Source organism: Catellatospora methionotrophica, from assembly GCF_011297335.1.
Lineage (GTDB): Bacteria > Actinomycetota > Actinomycetes > Mycobacteriales > Micromonosporaceae > Catellatospora > Catellatospora methionotrophica.
In genome coordinates this window covers 911,558-934,290 of record NZ_JAAOTJ010000001.1, presented here as the reverse complement: position 1 = coordinate 934,290, position 22,733 = coordinate 911,558, and the positions used below count along the sequence as shown (strand labels likewise).

Annotated in this window: 18 protein-coding genes; 17 read left to right on the top strand and 1 reads right to left on the bottom strand. The window is 71.3% G+C overall.

Annotated elements, in window-relative coordinates; all coding sequences use genetic code 11:
- Nucleotides 1-10: 10 nt before the first annotated feature.
- A complete protein-coding gene (locus tag HAV40_RS04015) occupies nucleotides 11-1,306 on the bottom strand; it encodes an MFS transporter (RefSeq protein WP_166379067.1) in 1,296 nt (431 codons plus the stop codon).
- A 205-nt stretch (nucleotides 1,307-1,511) separates the two neighbouring features.
- Here HAV40_RS04015 and HAV40_RS04010 point away from each other — a divergent pair, with 205 nt between their 5' ends.
- From HAV40_RS04010 to HAV40_RS03930, 17 genes are all read left to right on the top strand, one after another.
- Nucleotides 1,512-2,264: a thioesterase II family protein gene (locus HAV40_RS04010; RefSeq protein WP_166379066.1), complete on the top strand. Its 753-nt coding sequence runs from the start codon at nucleotides 1,512-1,514 to the stop codon at nucleotides 2,262-2,264.
- Between the two features lie 88 nt (nucleotides 2,265-2,352).
- Complete coding sequence (locus tag HAV40_RS04005) at nucleotides 2,353-3,876, top strand: amino acid adenylation domain-containing protein (RefSeq protein WP_166379065.1); 1,524 nt, start codon at nucleotides 2,353-2,355, stop codon at nucleotides 3,874-3,876.
- 256 nt (nucleotides 3,877-4,132) lie between these two features.
- A complete protein-coding gene (locus HAV40_RS04000) occupies nucleotides 4,133-4,282 on the top strand; it encodes a hypothetical protein (protein WP_166379064.1) in 150 nt (49 codons plus the stop codon).
- Nucleotides 4,283-4,724: 442 nt separating this feature from the next.
- The gene (locus HAV40_RS03995) at nucleotides 4,725-5,960 is read left to right on the top strand and encodes an ATP-grasp domain-containing protein (RefSeq protein ID WP_166379062.1); all 1,236 of its coding nucleotides are present in this window, start codon (nucleotides 4,725-4,727) and stop codon (nucleotides 5,958-5,960) included.
- A 2-nt stretch (nucleotides 5,961-5,962) separates the two neighbouring features.
- Entirely contained in the window at nucleotides 5,963-7,246 is a 1,284-nt protein-coding gene (locus HAV40_RS03990; RefSeq protein WP_166379060.1) for an MFS transporter, read from the top strand.
- Nucleotides 7,243-7,839, top strand: a complete 597-nt coding sequence (locus HAV40_RS03985) for a DinB family protein (RefSeq protein ID WP_166379058.1) — start codon at nucleotides 7,243-7,245, stop codon at nucleotides 7,837-7,839. Before HAV40_RS03990 ends, HAV40_RS03985 begins: the two co-directional genes overlap by 4 nt.
- Before the next feature lie 42 nt (nucleotides 7,840-7,881).
- The gene (locus HAV40_RS03980) at nucleotides 7,882-9,090 is read left to right on the top strand and encodes a Coenzyme F420 hydrogenase/dehydrogenase, beta subunit C-terminal domain (protein ID WP_166379056.1); all 1,209 of its coding nucleotides are present in this window, start codon (nucleotides 7,882-7,884) and stop codon (nucleotides 9,088-9,090) included.
- The gene (locus HAV40_RS03975; protein WP_166379054.1) at nucleotides 9,080-10,465 is read left to right on the top strand and encodes a 3-phosphoshikimate 1-carboxyvinyltransferase; all 1,386 of its coding nucleotides are present in this window, start codon (nucleotides 9,080-9,082) and stop codon (nucleotides 10,463-10,465) included. The genes HAV40_RS03980 and HAV40_RS03975 overlap by 11 nt, the downstream gene beginning before the upstream one ends.
- Nucleotides 10,462-11,181, top strand: coding sequence for an SDR family NAD(P)-dependent oxidoreductase (locus tag HAV40_RS03970; RefSeq protein WP_166379052.1), 720 nt, complete (start codon nucleotides 10,462-10,464; stop codon nucleotides 11,179-11,181). Before HAV40_RS03975 ends, HAV40_RS03970 begins: the two co-directional genes overlap by 4 nt.
- Nucleotides 11,178-11,969, top strand: a complete 792-nt coding sequence (locus HAV40_RS03965) for a creatininase family protein (RefSeq protein WP_166379050.1) — start codon at nucleotides 11,178-11,180, stop codon at nucleotides 11,967-11,969. Before HAV40_RS03970 ends, HAV40_RS03965 begins: the two co-directional genes overlap by 4 nt.
- The gene (locus HAV40_RS03960; protein ID WP_166379048.1) at nucleotides 11,966-13,291 is read left to right on the top strand and encodes an aspartate aminotransferase family protein; all 1,326 of its coding nucleotides are present in this window, start codon (nucleotides 11,966-11,968) and stop codon (nucleotides 13,289-13,291) included. Before HAV40_RS03965 ends, HAV40_RS03960 begins: the two co-directional genes overlap by 4 nt.
- A 5-nt stretch (nucleotides 13,292-13,296) precedes the next feature.
- Entirely contained in the window at nucleotides 13,297-14,100 is an 804-nt protein-coding gene (locus tag HAV40_RS03955; protein ID WP_166379046.1) for a PhzF family phenazine biosynthesis protein, read from the top strand.
- Nucleotides 14,097-15,257, top strand: coding sequence for a GNAT family N-acetyltransferase (locus HAV40_RS03950; protein WP_166379044.1), 1,161 nt, complete (start codon nucleotides 14,097-14,099; stop codon nucleotides 15,255-15,257). The genes HAV40_RS03955 and HAV40_RS03950 overlap by 4 nt, the downstream gene beginning before the upstream one ends.
- Nucleotides 15,254-16,573, top strand: a complete 1,320-nt coding sequence (locus tag HAV40_RS03945; RefSeq protein WP_166379042.1) for an ATP-grasp domain-containing protein — start codon at nucleotides 15,254-15,256, stop codon at nucleotides 16,571-16,573. The genes HAV40_RS03950 and HAV40_RS03945 overlap by 4 nt, the downstream gene beginning before the upstream one ends.
- A complete protein-coding gene (locus tag HAV40_RS03940; protein ID WP_166379040.1) occupies nucleotides 16,570-18,117 on the top strand; it encodes an ABC transporter substrate-binding protein in 1,548 nt (515 codons plus the stop codon). Before HAV40_RS03945 ends, HAV40_RS03940 begins: the two co-directional genes overlap by 4 nt.
- 818 nt (nucleotides 18,118-18,935) lie before the next feature.
- On the top strand, nucleotides 18,936-19,718 hold the full coding sequence (locus HAV40_RS03935; protein WP_166379038.1) for a M23 family metallopeptidase: 783 nt from the start codon (nucleotides 18,936-18,938) through the stop codon (nucleotides 19,716-19,718).
- A gap of 50 nt (nucleotides 19,719-19,768) precedes the next feature.
- Nucleotides 19,769-22,711, top strand: coding sequence for a fibronectin type III domain-containing protein (locus tag HAV40_RS03930; protein ID WP_166379036.1), 2,943 nt, complete (start codon nucleotides 19,769-19,771; stop codon nucleotides 22,709-22,711).
- Nucleotides 22,712-22,733: the final 22 nt, after the last annotated feature.

Genomic DNA, 22,733 nt, shown 5'->3' with positions numbered 1-22,733 from the left:
GTGACACCGGTCAGCCGGCCGACGGCTCGGCGGCCAGGGTGCCCGCAGGGGTGGCCCGCGAGGCGGCCCAGTGGCGCTCGACCATCGCGCAGACCACCCCGGCGACGGTGACGATCACGCCCAGCGCCACCCAGCCGAGTTTGCCTGCGCTGATGCACAGCGTGATGACGACGGCCGGAGCCACCGCCTCGGCGATGCCGTGGCCCAGCCCCATGACACCTTGATACTGGCCGTGCGCATCGGGCCGGGCCAGCGCGAAGGACAGCTCGAACGTGCCTGCGGCCTGCCACACCTCGGCCAGCGAGTGCACCACGACCCCGACCAGCAGCAGGCCGGTCGCGATCCATGCCGAGGGGCCGGAGGCGTACGCCATCAGGATCCAGGCCACCAGGAACAGCGGCCCGGACCGGACCAGCAGCCGCGCGGCCGACCGCGGCCCGTCGATCGAGCGGGTGGCCGGCACCTGCAGCGCCGCGACGAGCACGGAGGCGACGAACATGACCATGGCCGCCATCCACCGCGGCGACTCCGTGCGCAGCACGATCCACACCGGCAGCGCCTGGATCAGCACGCTGTACTGCAAAGATGCCACCGCGGCCGCGGCGGTCAGGCCGAGGTAGTGGCGGTCGCGCAGCGCGATCCAGCGCCGGTCGGGCCGGGCGTCGGCGTCGCGGTTGAGCACCCGGGTCGGTGGCAGGTGCGGCAGCCGGGACAGGATCGCCGCGCCGCCGAGGAACGTCAGCGTGCTGACGATGATCATCGCGAGGTACGCCTGCCGGGTGTCGAAGGCCAGCACCGCGGCGGCGCCGAGCGTCCCGATCGCGAGCCCGACATTGGTGACGGCCCGCAGGTAGGTGCGCAGCTGCGCGCCCTTGCCCTCCTCCGCCAGGATGCCGATCAGGGCGCCCCGGGCGCTGACCGAGCCCGTCCGGCCGACCGCGGCCAGTGTCGCCACCGCGATCAGCGACCACAGGCTGTCCACCAGCACCAGGCCGAGGCTGGCGATGGCCTCCAGTGCCATGGCGACGACGACGACCTCGCGTGCGCCGCGTCGGTCCGCCAGGTCGCCGATCAGCACCCCCGCGCCGACGCCGACCAGCGAACCGACGGTCAGTCCGATGCCGACCGTCGTCGGGCTCAGCCCGGCAGACCGGATGAGGAAGATGGTTCCGGCGGAGATGAAGATCCCCATGCCGATGGTGTTGACGATCGTCGACAGGGCGAACAGGCGCTGCCGCGGCTCGGACGGCCCGCGGAGCGTGGCGAGCAGTCTGGCCGTGCGGCTGTCGTCTGCGCTGGTGGTCACATCAAGTCCCATCGTTGTGTCAGCGGGGTTCCCGACTCCCGCGAGTCGCGTGCCGACCTGCTCGATCCGGCGGCTCGGCACACCATATGCCGAACCCGGCCCTCATCACAGGCACCCGTGTGATCCATGTTGGACGTTGTTCATGTCGTTGTTAGACATTTCACAACCGGATTGCGGTCACTGCCCGCGTATGATCACATGCGCTGTGCGCGAACCGACGCCGTCGCTCGTCCCCTGGAGCGCATCCACCGACACCGGCACCGCGCTGGTATGCGTGCCGTGGGCGGGAGCCGGAGCGGGCCCGTTCCGCTCCTGGGGGCGGGTGGTCACCACGGCCGCCGTGCACGGCGTGCGCATCGCCGGACGGGAGAACCGCCGGCACGAGCCGGCGCCGGCGACGCTGTGCGGCCTCGCCGCCGGACTCGCCGCCGAGCTGGCGGCGCTGCCGTGGCCGCGGGTGGCCCTGTTCGGCCACTGCTCAGGCGCGCTCGTGGCCTTCGAGACCGCGCGGGCGCTCCGCGGGCTCGACCGGGCGCCGGAGCTGACCGCCCTGATCGTCGCGTCCCAGCTGCCCCCGGCCGACGTCGCCGGGGACTCCGTCGACATCGACCGCGACCAGGACCGGTACGTGCCCGACGAGCTGCGCGAGGAACCCGAGCTGGTCGAGCTCCTGCGGCCGGTCGTCGCGGCGGACATGAGGCTCGTCGCCGGCTACCGGTACGCGCCCGCCGCCCCGCTCACCGTGCCGCTGACCGTGCTCTACGGGTCGGCCGACGGGCGGCTCGACCGGGCGGCCGTCGACGGCTGGCGCCACGAGACCACCGCGGCCACCGACGTGCGCGAGATCGCCGGCGCCGGCCACCTGTTCGGCGGCGCCGCCTGGCACAGCCTCGCCGAGACCGTGGCCGCCGCGGTGCGGCCCCCGGCCAGCCAGGCGCACGGGCCTGACCGCGCCTGACCGCCTGCCGCAGGCGACCCGACATCCGCGCAGCGCCGCGCTGATCGACCATCTCCGTGCCGACCACCGAGCCTGCGAGGCCCCCACCATGACCATGCTGCACGAGCTGATCCTCGCCCAAGCCGGCCGGACGCCCGACGCCGTCGCGGTCCGCGACGAGCGGCGGGAGGTGACCTTCGCCGGACTGGTCACCGAGTCCCAGGAGGTCGCCGCCGGGCTGCGGGCTGCCGGCGCGGGCGCCGGCAGCGTGGTCGCGGTGTGCGCGGACCGCTCGGTCGAGCTGGTCACCGCACTGGTCGGCATCCTGCTGGCCGACGCCGCGTACCTGCCGGTCGACGTGGGCCATCCGGCGTCGCGGCTGGAGTACATGTTCGCCGAGGCGCGGCCCGTCGCGGTGCTCGCCGATCCGGCCCACCACGACCGGCTGCGGGCGATCAGCCCGGCCCCTGTCGCGGACCTGAGCGCCGCCGGGCTGCCCGTCTCGCCCGCGCGGCCCGGACCCGGCGGGCCGGGGTCACCGGCCTACGTCATCTACACCTCGGGCTCGACCGGGCGGCCCAAGGGCGTGGCGGTCCCGCACGAGGGCATCGTGAACCGGCTGCTCTGGATGCAGGACTACCTGGCCCTCACACCGGCTGACGTGGTGCTGCAGAAGACCCCGTACACCTTCGACGTGTCGGTGTGGGAGTTCTTCTGGCCGCTGGTCGCCGGCGCGCGGCTGGTGATGGCGGCGCCCGACGCCCACCGCTACCCGGAGTACCTGGTCGAGGTGGTGCAGCGGGAGGCCGTCACCACGATGCACTTCGTGCCGTCGATGCTGGAGGCCTTCGTCCGCGAGGAGGGCCTGGCCGCGTGCGGTTCCCTGCGGCAGGTCATCGCCAGCGGCGAGACGCTGACCCCCGCGCTGGCCAACCGGTTCACCGCCGCGCATCCGGCGCAGCTGTACAACCTGTACGGGCCGACCGAGGCCTCGGTCGACGTCACCGCGTGGCACTGCCGCCGGCCGGAGACCGGGCTGTCGGTGCCGATCGGCCACCCGATCACGGGAGTGTTCTGCCACGTGGTGCGCCCCGACGGCACGGTGTGCGGGCCCGGCGAGCCCGGCGAGCTGCTGCTCGGCGGGGTGTGCCTGGCCATCGGCTACCTGGGGCGGCCGGAGCTCACCGCCGAGCGGTTCGTGCCCGGTCCCGACGGCCGGCGGGTCTACCGCACCGGTGACCTCGCCCAGTGGCACCCCGACGGCCACCTCGAGTACCTCGGCCGCATCGACAACCAGGTCAAGCTGCGCGGCTTCCGGATCGAACCGGGCGAGATCGAGGCGGTCCTGGCCGCCCATCCGCAGGTCGCCGGAGCGACGGTGCTGCTGCGGGACCTCGGCGTGCGCGGCCCGCGGCTGATCGCCTACGTCTCGACGATCCGCGCCGCCGCCGCGGCCGACCTCGTCGCGTACGCCGCCGAGCAGCTGCCCGACTACATGGTGCCGAGCTACTTCGTACGCGTGGACGAGTTCCCGGTGACCGGCAACGGCAAGGTCGACCGCGCCGCCCTGCCGCAGCCGGCCCGGGAGCACCTGGCATCGGCGTGGGGCGGTCGCGCTCGCGGTGTCGAGTAGTCGACTACCTGCCGCGAGGCGACCTCTGGTGGCTGAACACGACGACATACTGTGCCAGGCGCACGGCGACATCTGCTACGGCCGATGGAGTTCCTTGTTGCCCCGCCATGGGTTCTGGCACCTGACCAACCGCCCGAGGAAGCTCGCATTTCGCATGTCTCGACTCGGGGCGCATCGCCTCAGTGACCGCGGCGCGGCAGGGAACATGCCGTAGGCGGCACCGCCAGCGCGGCGCCTACTTGTGGCGGGAGAGCCGGTGGACCTGCTGTATCCCGGCGGCCTGCGCCTGCCGCTGCCGCCGGAGCAGGTGCCCGCGCCGCGGGCGGCCGAGGCCGCAGCCCCGGATGCGCTGGGCACCGGTTACCGGATGCTTGGCCGCTGGACCAGGCAGCGGAGTCCTACCTGAGGTCACGGGCGGTCGGCGAGCAGGACTCCCGCCCGGCGCGCTCGCCGACGTGGCACCGGAGGGGTTTCGTTTCGCCAGGCTGGTCTCGACCGGTGACGGGGCCTGGAGCCGCGTCATGCATGGGGCCCCGTGGATTGCTCGGCTAGGAAGCCGGGCACCGCTCTCGAATGGTTGGCGCCCCGGACACAATAGACAGTGTGAGATTATTCTCAGTCGATGCAGTAGGCGCCCTCAATTGGACCTGACCTGGGCTTGATCGCCCTCTGTCGCAGTGTGCAAGTTGGACCGGGCAGGTGCTGGTTCCGTATCCGCACAGCTCACATCCGCCGTATGCGGCTGGATGGCTGCGTCGTCTCACATCCTAGGCTTGCACTTGCCGCGGTCGATGACCTCATACAACGATAAAGTGGCTTGTATGAATACGGGGGAACGGGGAAGTGCTGTGCGCGTGTTGTTCGTCGGGGGAGGCTCGGCGCAGCAGCCGAGACTCAGGCGCATCGCTCAGAACGTGTCGAGTGTCGTGCTGTGTCGGGCTTCGGTGCTCGAATGGGTTCATCAACTGCCTGAGAACGAGGCCGTAGTCATCCTCAATGACGACGCCGATCTGGACAAATGGCTGGCTGCGGGCCGCTACCTCCATCGGCAGTGGCCGCTGGACGCCGTCGCGGCGCTCGCGGAGATCGATCAGGACAAGGCGGCGGCTATCGCCGAAGACCTCGGCCTGCGGTTCCACGCGCGGGCGACCGTCCAAGCAGTGCATGACAAGACCTTCATGCGCGAGCGGCTGCGGGCCTCCGGTCTGGAGGACGTGCCGTTCCGCCAGGTCGCCTCCCTGGAGCAGCTGAAGGACTTCTACGGTGAGGTGGGGCCACCGCTGCTGCTCAAGCCATCGCGGGGACGAGCCAGCACCGGGATCGCGACGGCTCGCGACGAGACACAGTTGGCCGCGGCGTTCGACCTCGCCAGCGGTGCGACGGCGCCGCGGCTGGAGCCGTCACCCCCGATCGCGGAACGTTACGTGGAGGGGCCTGAGTTCAGCGTCGAGGCTGTCACCCACGACGGCCACCACTACATCTTCGCGATCGTCGAGAAGTTCAAGGAAGAGATCAGCAAGGTCGAAACGGGTCACCTGGTGCCGGCGCGGATCTCGCCGGAGACCGCGCAGGCGCTGGTCGCGCACGTCCGGCGGTGCCTGTCGGCTCTCGGGGTGCAGCACGGGATCACCCATAGCGAGCTGATCCTCGGGGTCGACGGCCCGTTCCTCGTCGAGACGCATCTGCGTCAGGCTGGCGACTCGATCGTGCCGCTCACCGAGTCGGCCACCGGGGTGGACATCTGCGACCTGCACCTGCGCCAGATCGTCGGCGAGGACTTGGCGGCCTTGCCCGACGTCGCCGCCAGAGCGCAGGCCCCGCAGTACATCGCCGGCAGCGCTATCGGCTTTCTCGTCCCGGACGCGGCCGGACGGCTCGACGGCATCGACGGGCTCGATGAGGCCCGGCAGGTCGACGGGGTCGTCGAGGTGAAGCAACTCGTGCCGGACGGGACCGCCGTGGACGGTCTTACCAGCTCCTATTCGAGGCTCGCCTCGGTGCGCGCGGATGCCGCCGACGGCGACGGGGCGCTCAAACGAGTCGAAGAGGCGCTGGCCCTGCTGCGGGTTCGAATCGTTCCGTAACCATGAGCAGCACGCAAGCTCAGCAACACAGCGTCCGGGTCTACCTGACCGGGTTCTTCCTGACCAATGTCGGCGTCGGCGGGTTCACCCTTGCCACGGGGCTGGCGCTGTTCGCGCAGACCGGCTCGGTGGGCACGTTCGGGCTGCTGGTGGGCGTCGAATACCTGCTCGGCTTCGTCGGTCAGCTGGTCGGGGGCAGCATCCTCGACCGGCGCGACGTGCTGACGGTCGCGCTGATCTCGAACTGCCTGCGCGGCGTCGCGGTGGTCGCCGGCGGCCTGCTGTACTGGTGGACCGAGGCCCCGGCTGCGCTGATCGGGGTGTTCCTGCTGTCGGCGTTCATCCGGCCGCTGTACCGAGCCGCCAGCTTCGTCATGGTCCGGCAGGTTGCGGACACCGACAAGCTGACGCAGGTCAACGCCGTGCGGTTCGGCCTGTTGCAGGTGGCGCAGCTCGGTGGGCTGGGCGTCGTCTCGGTCATGTTCGCCTTGCTGCCCGGTGGCGGCGTGATCTGCGCGATCGGCCTGTTCTTCCTGGCCGGCACCGCCGTGCACCTGCGCCTGCGGAGCATGCCGAACCGCAGGCCGGCCGCGGTGACCAACGGCACCCCGGCTGTCGGGCCAGCCATCACGCTGCGTCAGAATTGGCGTGAACTCGGCCAGCTCCTGGTAAGCAACCCCGGCCTGCGGGTGCACCTGGTGCTCGCGGTGATGCCGTCCGTGATCACGTCTTTGGCGACGGTGCTGGTGGCCCCCGTGAATCAGGCCATGGCAGGCGGCTCGGCGGGCATCGCGGTGCTGGACGGTGGCGCGGCGATCGGCGCACTCGTGACCGTCCTGCTCGTGCGCCGCATCTCCGCCGCACGGCCATACCTGATCGGCGTCGCGTGCGCCACCGCGGCGCTAGCGCTGGGCCTGCTCGCCGTGGCGCCGTCGTTGGCGCTGGCGGGTGCGGCGTTCTGCCTCATCGGCGCAGCCAGCACGTTGGGCGCGACGAGCGGCGACACCCTGCTGCAGTTGCGCTCGGCAAGTGAGGTGCTGGGCCGGCTGTCCATCGCGAGGGAATGCATGACGTCGCTCACCGCCATCGCGCTGATCCCGCTCACCGGACCACTGACCGCGCGCTGGGGAGTCGACAGCACCGCGCTGGTCTTCGCCGCTATCGCGGCCGGCTATCTGGCGCTGTTCCTGACGACAGCCGCGGTGCTGCGTGAGCGGTTCTTCGGTCAGCGTGCCGTCCTGCCGCCCGCAGCCGCATCCACCTACAGAATGGCAGCCTCCACATGACTTCCATGGACTGGGCCACCGCCCTCGACCGACTTTTCGACCAGCCCAACGACCCCGAGGCCCGCACCTGGCTGGAGGGCGCGGTGGCCGCCGGGACCGGCACACCGGGCCAGCGACGCGCCTACGACCTGCTCGTCGCCGGGCAGGACGTCATCGAGCTGCTCGACGCGCTGCCCGAGGCCGTCGCCCAGGCCGTCGCGAAGGCCGGCGCCGACCGGCTCACGATCAGTCCGGCGCCTGGCGAATGGAGCGCCTCCCAGCTCATCCACCACCTGGCCGACAACGAAGCGGTCAACGCCGTACGGATCCGGTCCATCCTCACCGAGGACACTCCGACGATCTTCGGTTACGACTCGGACCCCTGGTCGCGCTTCTACGGCGTGGAGCCGTGGGAGCACGCACTCGAAAGGTTGCGCTGCGCCCGGCGCAACACGGTCGCCCTGGCCCGTTCCCTCAGCGCGGAGGAAATGGACCGGCGGGGCGTGCTGTCCTACCGCGGCGCCGAGTCACTGCGGGTGCTGCTCGCGGTGCTGGCGGGGCACGACCGCGACCACCTCAACCAACTCGAGTCGACGCTGACTGCCACACGTTGACGCGCTCCTCGGGGAGCGTTCGACCACCATGGGGGAAACACCGTGAGCTTTGCCGTGCTCAAACAAACCGTGCTGGACCCGGGCCTGTGCGCCAGCTGCGGCGCCTGCGCAGCCGTGTGCCCGGAAGACATCCTGCGGATCTCACCCGATCAGCCGCTGCCACAGCTGGCAGCCGACAGCGCGAGCGCCTGCGGAGCATGCACGCTTTGCGTCGACATCTGTCCGGGCAAGCACACCGCGGTTCCCGAGTCGGAGCTGCGGATCTACGGCCGGACCAGGTCGGCGGAGGAACGGTGGACGGGCATCGTCCGCAACACGTACTCGGGGAGGGCAGCGCAGACCGCCGTCGCCGGGGCGGCTTCGGCCGGGGGTGCGGCGACCGCCCTGCTGGTGTCCGCGCTGCGCCTGGGGCAGATCGACGCGGCGCTGGTCATCGGCAGGGACGAGACCCGGCCCTGGGTTCCCGTGCCGCGCCTGGCGACGACCGTGGCGGAGATCGTCGCCTGTGCCCAGGCCAGCTACTGCCTTACCCCGAACCTGCAGTTGCTGCGCGACGCGCCGTACACCCGGATCGGGGTCGTCGGCCTAGCCTGCCAGATCGAGGCGCTCAACCGGATGCGCAACCTGCCACAGGTTCCGGCGGCGGCGCAGAAGGTCGCCTTCACCATCGAGCTGGGCTGCGCATCCAACACCCGCCGTGAGGGCACTGAGTACCTCATCGAGCACCGCCTCGGGATCCCGCTCACCGACGTCACCAGGTTGAAGTACCGCGACGGGGAGTATCCGGGCGAGTTCACGGTCTGGGACCGCGAGGACCAGCGCCGCTCACTTCCCTTCCATGAGCTTGTCACCGAGTTCAAGAAGTACAAGACCTACCGCTGCCTGGCGTGCCCCGACTGGTGGAGCGGCCTGGCTGACGTGTCGGTCGCCGACGGCGACCCGAACATCTTCCGCACCAGCCGCGAAGGCGAGCAGATGGACAAGACGTCCTTGCTGATCACCCGCACGCCGACCGGCCAGGACCTCGTCGACAGGGCAGTGCGCAACGGTGACCTGCTCGTGCAGGAGACCGGGTTCCTTCCCGATGAGAGCCTCGGGCTCCAGCGCAAACGCCACCGCTACGCCAAGTACGCGGCGGACTCCCCGCAAGCGGTGCCCAGCCCGCCGGTCGCCGGAGTCGAGGTCGGCGTGCCTCTGGACGACGACGTCCTGATCGAACTGATGAGCGGCGGTGCCGACCATGGGCGCTGACTCCCTGCTCGCGGAGATCTTCGGGCCGGCACGTGAGAACCCCGATCGTATCCGGGTCCGCGCGACAGCGGCGCCGATCGCCGAAGGCGCCGGCCTGATGCTGCGGGCGCACCCCGACAAGGCGATCAGCCAGCGCGCCACCCTGCTGTCGGCGATCGCCAACGGCACGTCGACGCTGCGCAACCTGGCCGACTGCGACGACGTTCGCAGCAACCTCACCGCCCTGGGCGCGCTCGGCGTGCCGCTGAGTGCCGAAGGCCCGGGCTCGGTACGCATCGTCGGCAGGCAGGTCCGCGACATCCGGCTCCGTGACCGGACCCTCGACGTCGGCAACAGCGCCACGACGTCGCGGCTGCTGCTCGCGGTGCTGGCCGGAAGCGGCTCGGACTGTACGGTGACAGGCAACCGGCTGCTGCGGTCGAGGCCGATGAGCGAGGTCATCCAGCCATTGCTGGAGCTGGGCGCGGACCTCGTCGAGCTCGGCGAGCCCGGCCGCCTGCCGGTCAGGGTGCGCGGCACGCGCCTGCACGGCGGCCCGGTCACGGTCGACGTCGACTCGGCACAGCCGGTCTCGGCGCTGCTGTTCGCCGCGACCCACGCCACCGGCACGGTTCGTATCCACCGCCGGACCGTGGCACGTGACCACACCGAGCGGCTGTTGCGCTGGACCGGGGTGCCGGTCGACGAGACACCCGACGTCCTCATGGTGACGCCGCACCGGCCAGCCGCGTTCGACCTGACCGTGCCGGGTGATCCCTCCGGCGCGGCCCTGCTCGCCGCCCTGCACCTGGCTTCGGCGCACCGGCACCGTGAGCTGACGATCCCGCAGGTCTGCCTGAACCCGCTGCGTACGGGCTTCTTCCGCATTCTCGAGTCGATGGGAGCTGCCGTCACCGAATCACCCCGAGCAGCGCACCGCACCGCGGACCCGGAACCGGTGGGGGACCTGCGGGTCCGGTGTGACCGGCGCCTGCGCGGCACCCGGGTGGCCGGGCCGCGGCTGGTGCAGAGCGCCATCGACGAACTGCCCATGGTCGCGGCCCTCGCCTCGGTCGCCGACGGCGAGACGGTGATCACCGACGCGGGGGAGCTGCGGGGCAAGGACACCGACCGGATCAAGACCACACTGGACCTGCTGACTGCTTTCGGCGTCGACGCGCAGCCCACGCCTGAGGGCCTGGTGGTCCGGCCGGGCGGCCCGGTCGTGCCGGCCCGTGTGGACCTGCCCGCCGACCACCGCATCCTATTCGCGGCGTTTGTGCTGGCGGTGCTGTCCGGTGGCGAATGCGAGCTGGCCGGGACCCGTTCGGTCGCCACGTCGCATCCGGGCGCCCTGGACGACCTGCGCTACTTCGCCGAGGTGGTGGCCCGATGAGCGCCGGCTACGCGCTGATTGGCGGCGGCGCCGGGCAGCTCGGCACGGCGGTCGCCGACCGGCTGCTGCGCGCCGGCCGCAAGGTGGTGGTGCTCGACCTGGCGGGTCCCGCCCTGCCCGGCGTCGAATTCCACGAGACGGACCTCGCGGACGAGACGGCTACCGGCGAGCGGGTGCGTCTGCTGCTCGACCGGCTCGGGGCTCCGGAAGTGCTGGTGCTGTGCCAGGGCTGGTCCCCCAAGGGGCCCGACGGTGAGCCGGTCGCCGAGGCCGAGGTTTCGGCGGCACTGTTCCGGCAGGTCATCGACGTCAACCTGACCAGCTGCTTCCTGCTGACCCGCACGATCGTGCCGGCCATGGCGGCTGCGGGTCGCGGGCGGGTCGTGCTCGTGGGCTCCACCGCCGCCGACACCGGGCGCACGACCGCCGGAGCGGCGTACGCCGCCGCGAAAGCGGGCCTGGCGGCACTGACCCGGCTTTTCGCGGTGCGCTACGGCCGCGACGGCGTACTGGTGAACACCGTCGCCCCCGGCAAGATCGCCAATCCCGGCTGGGCCGGTTCGGGCGCGTCGACCGCGGCCTACGTCGCCGACATCCCGCTGGGCCGCCTCGCCGACAAGGACGAGGTCGCGGAGGTCGTCACCTTCCTGGTCTCCGACCGCAACACCTATCTGACCGGACAAACAGTGATCGTAGATGGAGGGCGACTCGCATGACGACGGCGGAATTCATTTCAACGGGCAGGGCCGGCGCGCACGACGCAGTCTGGCTGGAGGATCTGACATGGACCGAATTCGAGGCGAGCGCCCCGCAGGTGCCGTACTGGATCGTGGTCGCGGGCAGCACGGAACAGCACGGCCCGCACCTTCCGCTGGCCGCCGACACCCTGGTCGCCGAACGCATCGCCTCCCTGGCCGCGCGACAGCACGGGGCGGTGATCCTGGGTTCGGCGCGCACGGGTGTGCTCCACGCGTTCCAGGACTGGCCAGGCAGCCAGCGCGTATCGGTCGAGGTGCTCATCGGCCAGGTCGTCGGTATGGCCGGGCCGGCCGTGCAGCACAGCAACCGGGTTCTGATCCTCAACGGCCACGACGAGAACCATGAACCGCTGATGGTGGCCGCCCGCATCCTCAACGAGCGGCACGGCACCGACGTCGTCGTGGTCGAGTGGGCACAGCTGGTCAGCGACGTCATCAAGGAGGTGTCCGACTCGACCAGCGAGTCGCACGGCGGCGAGGGGCTGACCTCGGTGTTCCTGCACTGGTATCCCGAGCGGGTCCGCAGCGAGCTGATCGCGGCCGGAACGATGCCCCAGGGCGACATCACCCGCGCGGACCTGCACGTGCGTAAGCGCTCCCACCTGGTGGAGCGGTTCCGGCTGGAGGACATCCCGTCAGGGGTGCTCGGCGATCCGCGCGCGGCGACCGCCGACAAGGGCAAGGTCGTCGCGGAGGCGCTGCTGACCCGGGTCGACGCGCTGGCCAAGGAGCGGGCGTGGGTATGACCGACAATGCACGACCGGGCACGGCTGCCGGCAGCCTGGCGGTCCTGGCCCGGCTGGAGAGCCCGTCCATGGCTGCGACCGTCGTCGACGAGATCGGCATCGCGGCCGTCCGGGGGCAGGGCAGCCGGATCTGGGACGAGGCCGGGCGGGAGTACCTGGACCTGACCGCCGGGTCCGGCGTGCACGCCCTCGGCCACGGCGACCCAGGGGTGCTGGCCGCCATGCACGCCCAGCTTGACCGCTTCGCCCACGGCGGCTGGCAGGTCAGCTCCCCGGCCAGAGCGGACCTCAGCGAGCAGCTCGCCGCGCGGCTGCCCTGGCCCGACCCGGTGCTGCTGTGGTGCACCACCGGGTCCGAGGCGGTTGAAGCGGCACTGAAAACCGCCCGCTGCGCCACCGGCCGGCGTCAAGTGCTCGGGTTTCTCGGCGGATACCACGGCAAGACCGCCGGCGCGCTCGCCGTCACCGCCAACTCCGCCTACCGCTCAGTCGCGACCGAGGTGCCGGTGGCGGGCCTATCGCTGCCCTACCCGGTGGCGCCAGGCTACCTGCACCGCGACGCTGCGCAGCAGCAGGGGCTGCGATTCGGCCAGGAGATCCTGGAGCACCCGGACTTCGGCGCCGCCGACGTCGGCGGGCTCATCGTCGAGACGGTGCAGGGCGCCGGTGGCATGAACGCGGCCGCGCCGGGCCTGCTGTCGGAGCTGAGAAGCTTCTGTTCGGCGCGTGGCCAGCTGCTCATCGTCGACGAGATCTTCACCGGATTCGGCCGCACCGGCGCCGGTTTCGGGTTCGAACACGAGGGCGTGGTGCCCGACCTGGTGGTGCTCGGTAAAGCCCTGGGCGGCGGACTGCCGCTGTCGCTGGTCGCCGGACCGCGGGCGCTGCTGGACGCAGTCCCGCCGCTGCGGCAGACCAGTACCTTCTCCGCCAATCCGGTGGCCTGTGCCGCCGGGGCGGCCGTCCTGAAACGCCTGGCCGCCGACGACCTGGCAGCTCGCGCGGCCGCCCTGGGCGAGCGGTTGGTCGCCGGGGTGGCCGCAGCGGCCCCGCCGCACGTGCGCCTGGAGACCCTCGGCCGGGGGCTGATGGTCGGCGTACGGATCGCCGAGGCGCCGGCCGACGACCGGGCGGCCTTCACCAGGGCCGTATTGGCGCGGATGCGCAGCATGGGCGTGTTCGCGCTGCGCGGCGGCACCGACGGCGCGGTCGTCAAGTGGACGCCGCCGCTGACCATCGCCGAGGACGAGATCGACCAGTCGGTCGGGGTGTTCGCCCAGGCGCTGGCGATGCAGTCGGCCGACGGGAGGCCGCCGCGTTGACCGGCGTGACTGCATGGTGGGGGCGGGTGTTCGCCGACGGCCTGCTGGGCGGCAACCACACTGTCGTGATCCTCGGCCCCACCGCGGGCCTCGACCACGCGGTGATCGCCGCACGGCTGGCGGTTCCAGACACTGCGTACGTGACCTCCACCGGGTCCGGCGAGATCGTGCTGCGTACCTTCTCGCCGGTCGAGGAGCTAGCGCAGTGCCTGCAAACCTCGCTGGCCGCGCTGAGCGCGCTCGGCGTCGCCGACGGGCAGCGGCGGCTGGTCCGCCACGGCGGTGGCGAGCCCATGGAGGTCCACCGGGAAGGGACGCTCACCTGGGCCCGGGAGCTGAGCGGGGGTCCCGATCCGGTGCCCACGTCATGGCCGGGCTTCGTGCGGGCCGAACCGGCCCCCGGCACCCAGCCGCTCCTGCTGCGCCAGGCACGCAGCCGGATTCATCTGCGCTGCGCCGACTCCGCGCAACTGGAGAGCCTCGACATCGCGCCCGAACAGGTGCTGACGCTGTGCGCGCGGACCGGCGCGAACGGTCTGGTGCTCGAGTCCACCGCCGACGACGGCAGCCAGCGGGTCCGGGTGTTCACCACCTCGCTGTCCGGGCGGGAGGACAACGCCACTGGCGGCGCCGTGCTCGGCGTAGGCCGGATTGCGGCGGCGGAGGGACGGCGCGGCGACATCGCGGTGTGCCAGGGTCCACCGGACCGGCATCGGCAGAGCAAGCTGCACCTGCGTATCACCGACAGCGGCGACGTGCTGCTCGGCGGAACAGTCGAATCACTCCTCACCGGAAGGCTGGCGCTGTGAGCACCACCATCGCTGCGGGAATCCGGGTCTACTCGCGGGCCGACGACCTGCCGGCGGAGCAGGTCCGACTGCTCACCGCAGACGGACGCCTCTACGACTCGCCGGGCTGGCTGCGATACTGCGAGAGCTCGGCCGGGGGCGCCCTGCGCTACCTGACCCTCAGTGACGACACCGGGCGGCTCATCGGGCTGTCGTCGCTGCGGCTGGTCCCGGATCGGCGGGTACTTCGGCTGTATGACCTGAGCACGCTGGTCGGCATGGAGCAGTCGCCGGAGGCGCTGTTCCCGAACGGTGTCGCGGCGGTGTCGGGCGCGCACTGCGTTCTGCTGCCCGCCGGCCACCTCGGGCCGCAGGAGCGCGCGCGGGTGCGCGGCCGGCTGGCTCGCGCGACCGCCGACCTCGCGGAGCAGGAGAGCTGCCGCGCGGTCGGTTTCCTCTACCTCGACGACCTGCAGGCGGCGCAGGACGTCGCCGATGCGTTGCAGGCCGGGCCTCCATTTCTGGCCGCGGCACAGACCGTGCTCGTGCGCGACTGGTCCGACTTCGACGGATACCTCGCCACGCTGCACAAGGGCAGGCGGACCAACATCCGCCGGGAGCGGCGCCAGTTCGCCGAGTCGGGCCTGCGCGTGCGGGTCCTGCACGGCACCGCCGGACTCGACGAGCGCACCGCCCGGCTGCAACTCGCCGTCCGCCGCCGGTACTCCGCGCCGGGCTCGGTCGAGTCGATCCTGGCCGACTACGGCCATCTCGGACGTACCGTCGACGACCAGGTGCGGGTCTTCCTCTGCGAACGCGACGGCGTTCCCGTCGGGCTCAGCCTGGCGCTGCTGGACGGCGACCGGCTGCACCTGCGCCTGGTCGGGTTCGACTATGAGGCCACTGGCGCGGACTTCGCCTACTTCAACATGCTGTTCTACGAGCCGATCCAGTGGGGCATCGACAATGGGGTCGCCGAGTTCTCCTTCGGCTCCGGCAGCTACCCGGCGAAGCTGGCCCGCGGCTGCCGGCCGGTCCCCACCTATGGCGTGGTGCGGTGGCCCGACGAGCTTCGCGAGCAGGCCCAGCGCCGCGTCGCCGAGCGAGCGGACGCGCTGCGTGCCGAACTCGGCCTGCCCCTCGCCCCGCACCCGACCGAAAGGGGAGCCGCGTCGTGACCGAACGCCCTCGCCTCATTGTGCTCGACGCCCCCGGCGGCCCGCACCCCTCCGCATACCTTCCTTCGCTGCTGAAAGAATTCCACGTCGACGTGGTCTGGCTCGCCGTCGAGCCGCAGGAGGCACGCGCGCAGCGAGCCGCCGCCATGGCCAGCGTCACCCAGGCGGGAGGCAAGGTGACCGCCGTGCTCGCCGCACCGGACATGGCGGCGGTGGCCGGCTCACTGCTCCACGAGCGCGACGTGGCGGGAGTGGCGGCCTTCAGCGAGCGGGTCGTCCACATCGCACAGCGGGCCGCCTGGCAGGCCGGCTTGCCAGGCAACCCGCCCGAAGTGCTGGAGGCGCTGCAGGACAAGCGGGTCCAGCGCGCCCGGATGGCCGCGGCGGGGGTGCCCGTGCCGCAGCAGCGCCAGCTGCACACCATCGACGACGTACGCCAGGCCGAGCGGCACGCGTCGTTTCCCGCAGTCCTCAAGCCTTCCGTCGGGATGGGCAGTCTCGCCACCTTCCGGGTCGAGCGCGCCGAGGACCTGGCGGTCTGCTGGCGGCACGGGCTGGAGCTGACGCGCGTGGACCCGCGGGTTGCCCACCACCACCCGGTGATGCTGCTGGAGGAGGAGTTCGTCGGCGATCCGGCCCGGATGGCCGGCGGGCTGGGCGACTACCTGTCGGTCGAGGCCGTCGTCGTCGGGGGAGAGATGACCGTGCTCGCCGTCTGCGACAAACTGCCGCTGTCGGCGCCATACCGGGAGAACGGGCACCTGCTGCCCTCCTGGCGGCCCCTCGACGAGCAGGATGAGGTCGTCGCCCAGGTCCGGGCGGCCCACGTGGCGCTGGGCATCACCTTCGGCGTCACCCACACCGAAGTCAAGCTGACCGCCGCCGGACCGCGCATCATCGAGGTCAACGGCCGCCCCGGCGGCAAGGTCGCCGACCTGCTCATGCTCGCCGCGGGCTACGACCTGCCGCTCAACCTCGCCCGACTGTCCGCTGGCCTGCCCGCCGACGTCGCGGTGACCTGCCGGCGTTACGCCCTCTACGCGACACCGCAGCCGCCGCAGGGCCGCCATGAGGTCGTCCAGGCACCGACAGCGGAGCAGCTTCAGCAGGTCGGCGGGGTACGCGGGGTGCACCACATCGTCCGCGCCGGCCAGGTGGTCGACTCCGCCGTCGGGACGGCATGCCAACTGGCGAGGGTCGCCGCCGACGCGGACAGCGCAGCGGAGCTGATGGCCCTCGCGCACCGGCTGGCTGACCCCGCCTGGTTCACCCTTCGCACCCCCATCGAGCGTGAGACGGAAGGCGCAACCACATGACCCACCATCACCTGACGGACGATCCGCACCCCCACGATGTGGTGCGGGTGTTCATCGGCGAACCGTCCTCGATCGACCCGAGCAACGGCTTCGAGCACGACGGCGCGCTGCTTCTGCGGTTCCTCGCCGACCCGCTGGTCGACTACAGCCCGGACACCGGAGAGGCCCGGCCTGCCGCCGCCGAGAGCTGGCAAGTCTCCCCCGACGGCACGTCGATCGACTTCCGGCTGCGGCCCGGAGTGCGCTTCCACCACGGCCGCGAGGTCACCGCAGCCGACTACGTCTACTCGCTGTCCCGGGTCGTACGCCCCGCCACCGGCTCGAAGTTGGCCTACCATCTGGCCTTCGTGGAAGGTTTCGAGGCAGTGCGGGAAGGCCGGGCCGACACGCTCAGCGGAGTGCTCGCACTGGACCGCCACCTGCTCAGAGTGCGCCTGCAGCGCCCGTTCCACGAGGTGGCGTCGGTGTTCGGGCACCGGGTGACCGCGGCGGTTCCGCAGGAGCTCGCCGACGGTGATCCGGAGGCTTTCCGGGTACAGCCCGTCAGCACCGGGCCGTACCGGGTCGTCCGGCCCTGGGCGCCCGGGCTGGGGCTGACGCTGGAGCGGTTCGCGGGCTATCACGGTGCCAACGGTGCCTTCCCCGACGGCGGCGGCGGGCACGTCGAGCGGCTGGAGTTCCGCATCTACGACGATGTCGAGCAGGCCTACCACGACTGGCACCAGGGCAAACTCGACGTGGTCAAGGTGCCGCCGGCACGCATCGCGCAGGCACTGCCGCTGGGCGAATCGTTCCGCCGTACGCCCTGCGCGCTCATGCAGTACGTGGGCTTCCCCACCGAGGTCGCCCCCTTCGACAACCCCGCGGTGCGGCGCGCGGCCGCGATGGCGATCGACCGCCAGTCGGTGATCGACACCGCCTTCAGCGGCACCCGCCCGCTGGCACAGCGGATCCTGCCGCCCGCGCTGACCGGGGACGACCGGTCCGATCTGACCGGTGTCCGCTACGACCCGGCCGCGGCCCGGGATCTGCTCGCGCGCGAGGGCGTCGAGCCGGTCACGATGGAGTTCAGATACAACGCGGGCCTGGGCCACGACGCCTGGGTCAACAGCGTCATCGACCAGCTCAACACGAACCTGGGCTGGCACGTCACACCGCATCCGATGGTGTGGCCGGAGTTCCTGGCCTGGCTCAAGCACGCCGACACGCTGTTCCGCATGACGTGGGCGATCGACTACCCATCCGCGGACAACTTTCTGTACCCGCTGTTCCACTCGGCTTCCATCGGCAGCAGCAACTACACCCGCTACCACAGCGCCGACGTCGACCGCCTGGTCAGCGAGGCGCGGGCCACCGGGCCCGCGCAGGACAGGCGGAAGCTCTACCTCGAAGCCGAGGCGCAGGTCTGCGCCGACCTGCCGCTGCTGCCGCTGTGGTTCGGCGTCCAGTACCACCTGGTGAACCTGGACCGCTTCACCGTCAACGGCCCGGTGGTCGACATCTTCGGCGAGCCGGTGCTGCGATCGTTCCGGCATCGCAGCTGACGGCACGGGCCGGTCGTCGTGGGGCGACCTGCCCGTGCCGTGCACGGCCCCGAGCTGATGCGGCGGCGGACAGCAGCCGCTGGGGGAGTGCTGGCGGCTGTGTGCCCACTGCGAAGCCGGCCGTACGACGCCGCAACTGTGCGGGCCGGTTCAGGCGCTGCTCAAGGATCGGAACCGGACGAGTTCCTCGTGTACGCGGGGAACCAGGTCGCTGTCCCCACCAGCCGGCAACGCGAGCGTCGGAGCGATGTCGTGGCAGTAAGCCTCGAGTTCAACGGTATGGCGGACCACGGCTTCTGATGCCCCGACGCTGTCGATTAACCACTCAACATGCCACATCTTGCCCAGTCAGGCGCAGTCCTCGATGACTGCGCGGCAGCCGCGGCGACGGGGTGCACCGCGGCTGCGGACGGCGGCGCGCCCTGCCTGCGGTCACCGGCAGGGCGCGCCGCCGCGCGCAGTCAGCGTGTGATCTCGAAGTCGAGCGCGGTGACGGGTGCACCCGACGACGAAACGATGTAGTTGGTCTTGGTGTGTGGGCCGCCCCAGTAGGTCTCCCAGACGTTCCCACTCACCGGTCCGCTGAACACGTGGTACACCCCGGTGGGGGACTCGACGAACTCCGGACTCGCGATCGCGTCGGCATGGACCGTGCTGGAACGGCGGACTGGCGGAGGAGGTGTCCAGGAACCGGCAAGCGGTTCGCCAGGTTTCGGCAAGCCGCTGGATAAGACGTCGGCCCCAGGATGTGCGCACCGGTTCATGCCCTCGCGTGTGAACCGCCTTTCCCACCTACTCCCGAATGGGGTGAGAAACCCATGCGCAGACTCCTTCCGCGTGCCCTGGTGACCGTGCTGGTCGCCGCCGCGATCGTCGTACCTTCCGCTCCGGCGCTGGCCGCGCCGGTCTTCAAGGTGCCGTTCCCGTGCGGTCAGGTCTGGGGCGGGCAGACCCGCACCGACCACAGCCCGGTCAACGCCGTGGACTTCAACCGCGCCGACGACGTCGACGACCTCGTGTACGCCAGCGCCCCGGGGATGGTGGACCTCGTCGGCGACCAGGGCGCCAGCGGCTACGGCAAGTACCTGCGGATCAACCACGGCGGCGGCTACACCACCTACTACGCGCACCTCAACAACTGGTACGTCGCGGTCGGGGCGCAGGTGGGCTACGGCTCGCCCGTCGGGATCGTCGGCTCGACCGGTAACTCCACCGGGCCGCACCTGCACTACGAGCAGCGCCTCAACGGCAGTTCGGTGCGGGTGAAGTTCGACGGCGTCGAGGCGCTGTACTACGGCAGCCGGAACTACACCAGCAGCAACGCCTGCGACGGGGCGGGCACCGGAGCCGGGTACATCGACACGGCCAACAGCGGCGCGCAGAACCTGTACTCCGCACCGGGCACGTCCTATCCGGTCGCCGGGTCCCGCAACGACGGCACCTACGTGACGATCTACTGCCAGAAGGCCGGCCAGTCGGTCACCGGCAAGTGGGGCACCGGCAACGTCTGGAACCGGATCGGCACCAATCAGTTCGTACCGGACGTGAACACCGACACCGGATACACCGGCTTCATCCCGAGCGTCGCGCGATGCCCGTGACCAGCACCTGTCTCGCCGTCGACTCATCCGAAGTCCAGGGAAGGCCGTTCGTGCCCAGATATCGTCAGGTCAGGCCGCGCGGCCTGAGCAGGGTCCTCGCCGCGCTCTGCATCGCGTTGCTCGGTGCCGCTTTCGTCCAGGTGGCCGGCCAGACGGCCGCAGGGGCGGTGACTTTGCGCGCCCGCCAGGGCATCCAGGCAGGCGATGTGATCAATCTCGACGCCGGGTGCGCGTACACCGACTCCGGCAACCTGCTGCTGGCCGACACCGAGGTGCAGCAGCGCAGCGGCTGGCTGCGCCTGGACCTGCGCGGCGCGGCCGACACCGGCGGCTGCGCCCGCGGGGCGTACGCGAACCTGCTCGGCGCCCTCGACCCCGACATGAAGGTCATCGGTCTCCTGAGCAGCAGTTTCGCCTCGGCCGCTGTGCCCGCGGACTTCGCCGCGCACGCCGCCGCGATCGCCTGCGACGGCGCCTACGCCGGGGTGGACGCGTGGGAGGTGTGGAACGAGCCGAACCTGCCCGGCGGGTCGTACCTGTCCGAGGTGGTCTTCGCCGAACTGCTCGCCCGGACCTCCGACAAGATTCACCAGTGCGGCGGGGACGCCAAGAAGGTCGTCAGCGGCGGCGTGACGCCCAACGACCCGATCGGCTACCTGCAGCAGGTCAGCACGGAGATCGGCGCGCACCCGGAGTGGACCGACCACTTCGACTACGCGAACCTGCGCGCGACGATCAACGGCATCGGCCTGCACCCGTACGTCAAGGCGATCGACAGCACCACCTACACCGGCGACACCGGCACCCACCAGCCGCTGTGGAACATGGTGTGGCAGTTCACCTCGAACAGCGCGCTCGAGTTCGCGGGGGAGCCGGTCTACCTCACCGAGTTCGGGTGGCGGCTGCCCGACGACGACGGCGTGCCGAACCACGGGGAGGAGACCACCGAGGCCGAGCAGTGCTTCAACCTGGTCAGCGCGTTCGACCACATCGCGGGCATGCCGAACGTGGTGGCCGGGACGTGGTTCACGCTGAAGGACTTCGGTGACACCGGGCGGCGCTTCGGGCTGTACGACGTCAACGGCGGCGTGCGGCTGGCCCGCTCCGGGTACGTCAACGACCACTGCAACGGCGCGACCGACGGGGCGTACAACACCGACGCCGAGCAGCTGCAGTGGCGCGACGCGGTGGCCCTGGCGGCGGCCGGCGGCCGCAGGACGGACTCGGGGATGACGCAGGCGGCCGCCGCGACCTACGAGGTGGTACTCGCGCCGTCGGACTCGCCGTCGTACACGATGACGCGCAGCACGGGCAGTCTCGCGCTGCCGCTGTCGTCGTTCTACCCGCCGCTGCCGGTCGGCACGTACATCTGGCGCGTCAACAAGATCGTCAACGGGTTGCGCTACCCGGGCAAGGACCAGTGGAAGTTCACCTTCCAGGGCAAGCCCGCCCCGCCCTCCGGCGCGACCGCGACCCCGGCGGCCGACGGCGCCAGCATCAAGATCGGCTGGGTGGACGGGTCCAACACCGAGGACGGCTTCGCCGTCACCGACGGGGCGACCACGGCGAACGCACCGGCGAACGCCACCACCCACACCTGGACCGGCCTGGCGCCGGGCAGCACCCACTGCTACCGGGTACGGGCGTTCAACGCCTACGGCGCGTCGGCGGAGATCGGACCGGTGTGCGCGACGACGCCGTCACTGCCCGCGGCCCCGTCCGGGGTCACCGCCACGGTCGTGACCGGCACGAGCGTGCGCGTCGACTGGGCTGACAACTCCGGCAACGAGACCGCCTTCGACGTCAGCGACGGCACGTCCACCGTCGCGGTGGCCGCCGGGTCCATCTCGTACACCTGGGCGGGTCTGGCCAACGGCGCGACCCGGTGCTTCCAGGTGCGCTCGCGCAACCTGGTCGGGCACTCGCCGTGGGCGGGCAACGCCTGCGCGACCACGCCGACGATCCCGGCCGTGCCGACCTCTCCCACCGCGGCCGCGCCCACCGGCACCAGTATCAAGGTGAACTGGGCCGACCAGTCGGCCAACGAATGGGGATTCGAGGTCTCCAACGGGACGACCTCGCAGGTCGTCGGAGCGAACACGACCACCTTCACCTGGGGCGGGCTGGCCAACGGCACGTACATGTGCTTCCGGGTCCGGTCCTACAACCTGGCCGGATACTCGGCGTGGACGGCATACGCCTGCGCGACCACGCCGACGATCCCGGTCGCGCCCGCCTCCCCGACCGCCGTGGTGGCCAGCGGCACCAGCATCAGGGTCGGGTGGGCGGACCAGTCCACGAACGAGATCGGGTTCGAGATCTCCAACGGTGTCACGTCGCAGGTCGTCGGGGCCAACAGCACCGCCTACACCTGGGGCGGGCTGGCCAACGGCACGTACATGTGCTTCCGGGTCCGGTCCTACAGCCTGGCCGGATACTCGGCGTGGACGGCCTACGCGTGCGCGACGACGCCGACGATCCCGGCCGTGCCGACCAGCCCGTACGCCGCCGCGCTGAGCACGTCGCAGATCAGCGTCTCGTGGCAGGACCGCTCGACGAATGAGACGTCGTTCCAGGTCTACAACGGCGTCTCGACGATCACCGTCGGCGCGAACGTCACCAGCTACACCTGGGGCGGGCTGGCCGCGGGCACGTACATGTGCTTCGCGGTGCGTGCGGTCAACCTCGCCGGAGCCTCGGCGTGGACGCCGTACGCCTGCGCGACGACACCGGCTCCGCCCGCGGGGCCGACGGGGCAGGCCGCGGCACCGCTCAACACCTCCCAGATCAGGGTGACGTGGCAGGACCGGTCGACCAACGAGACCGGCTTCCAGATCTACAACGGCGTATCGACCGTCACCGTCGGCGCGAACGCCACCGGCTACATCTGGGGCGGGCTGGCGTCGCGGACGTACATGTGCTTCGCGATCCGCTCGTACAACGCCTACGGCTACTCGGCCTGGACGCCGTACGCCTGCACGACGACCCTCTGAGCCCTGCGGGGGCGGGTCCGGT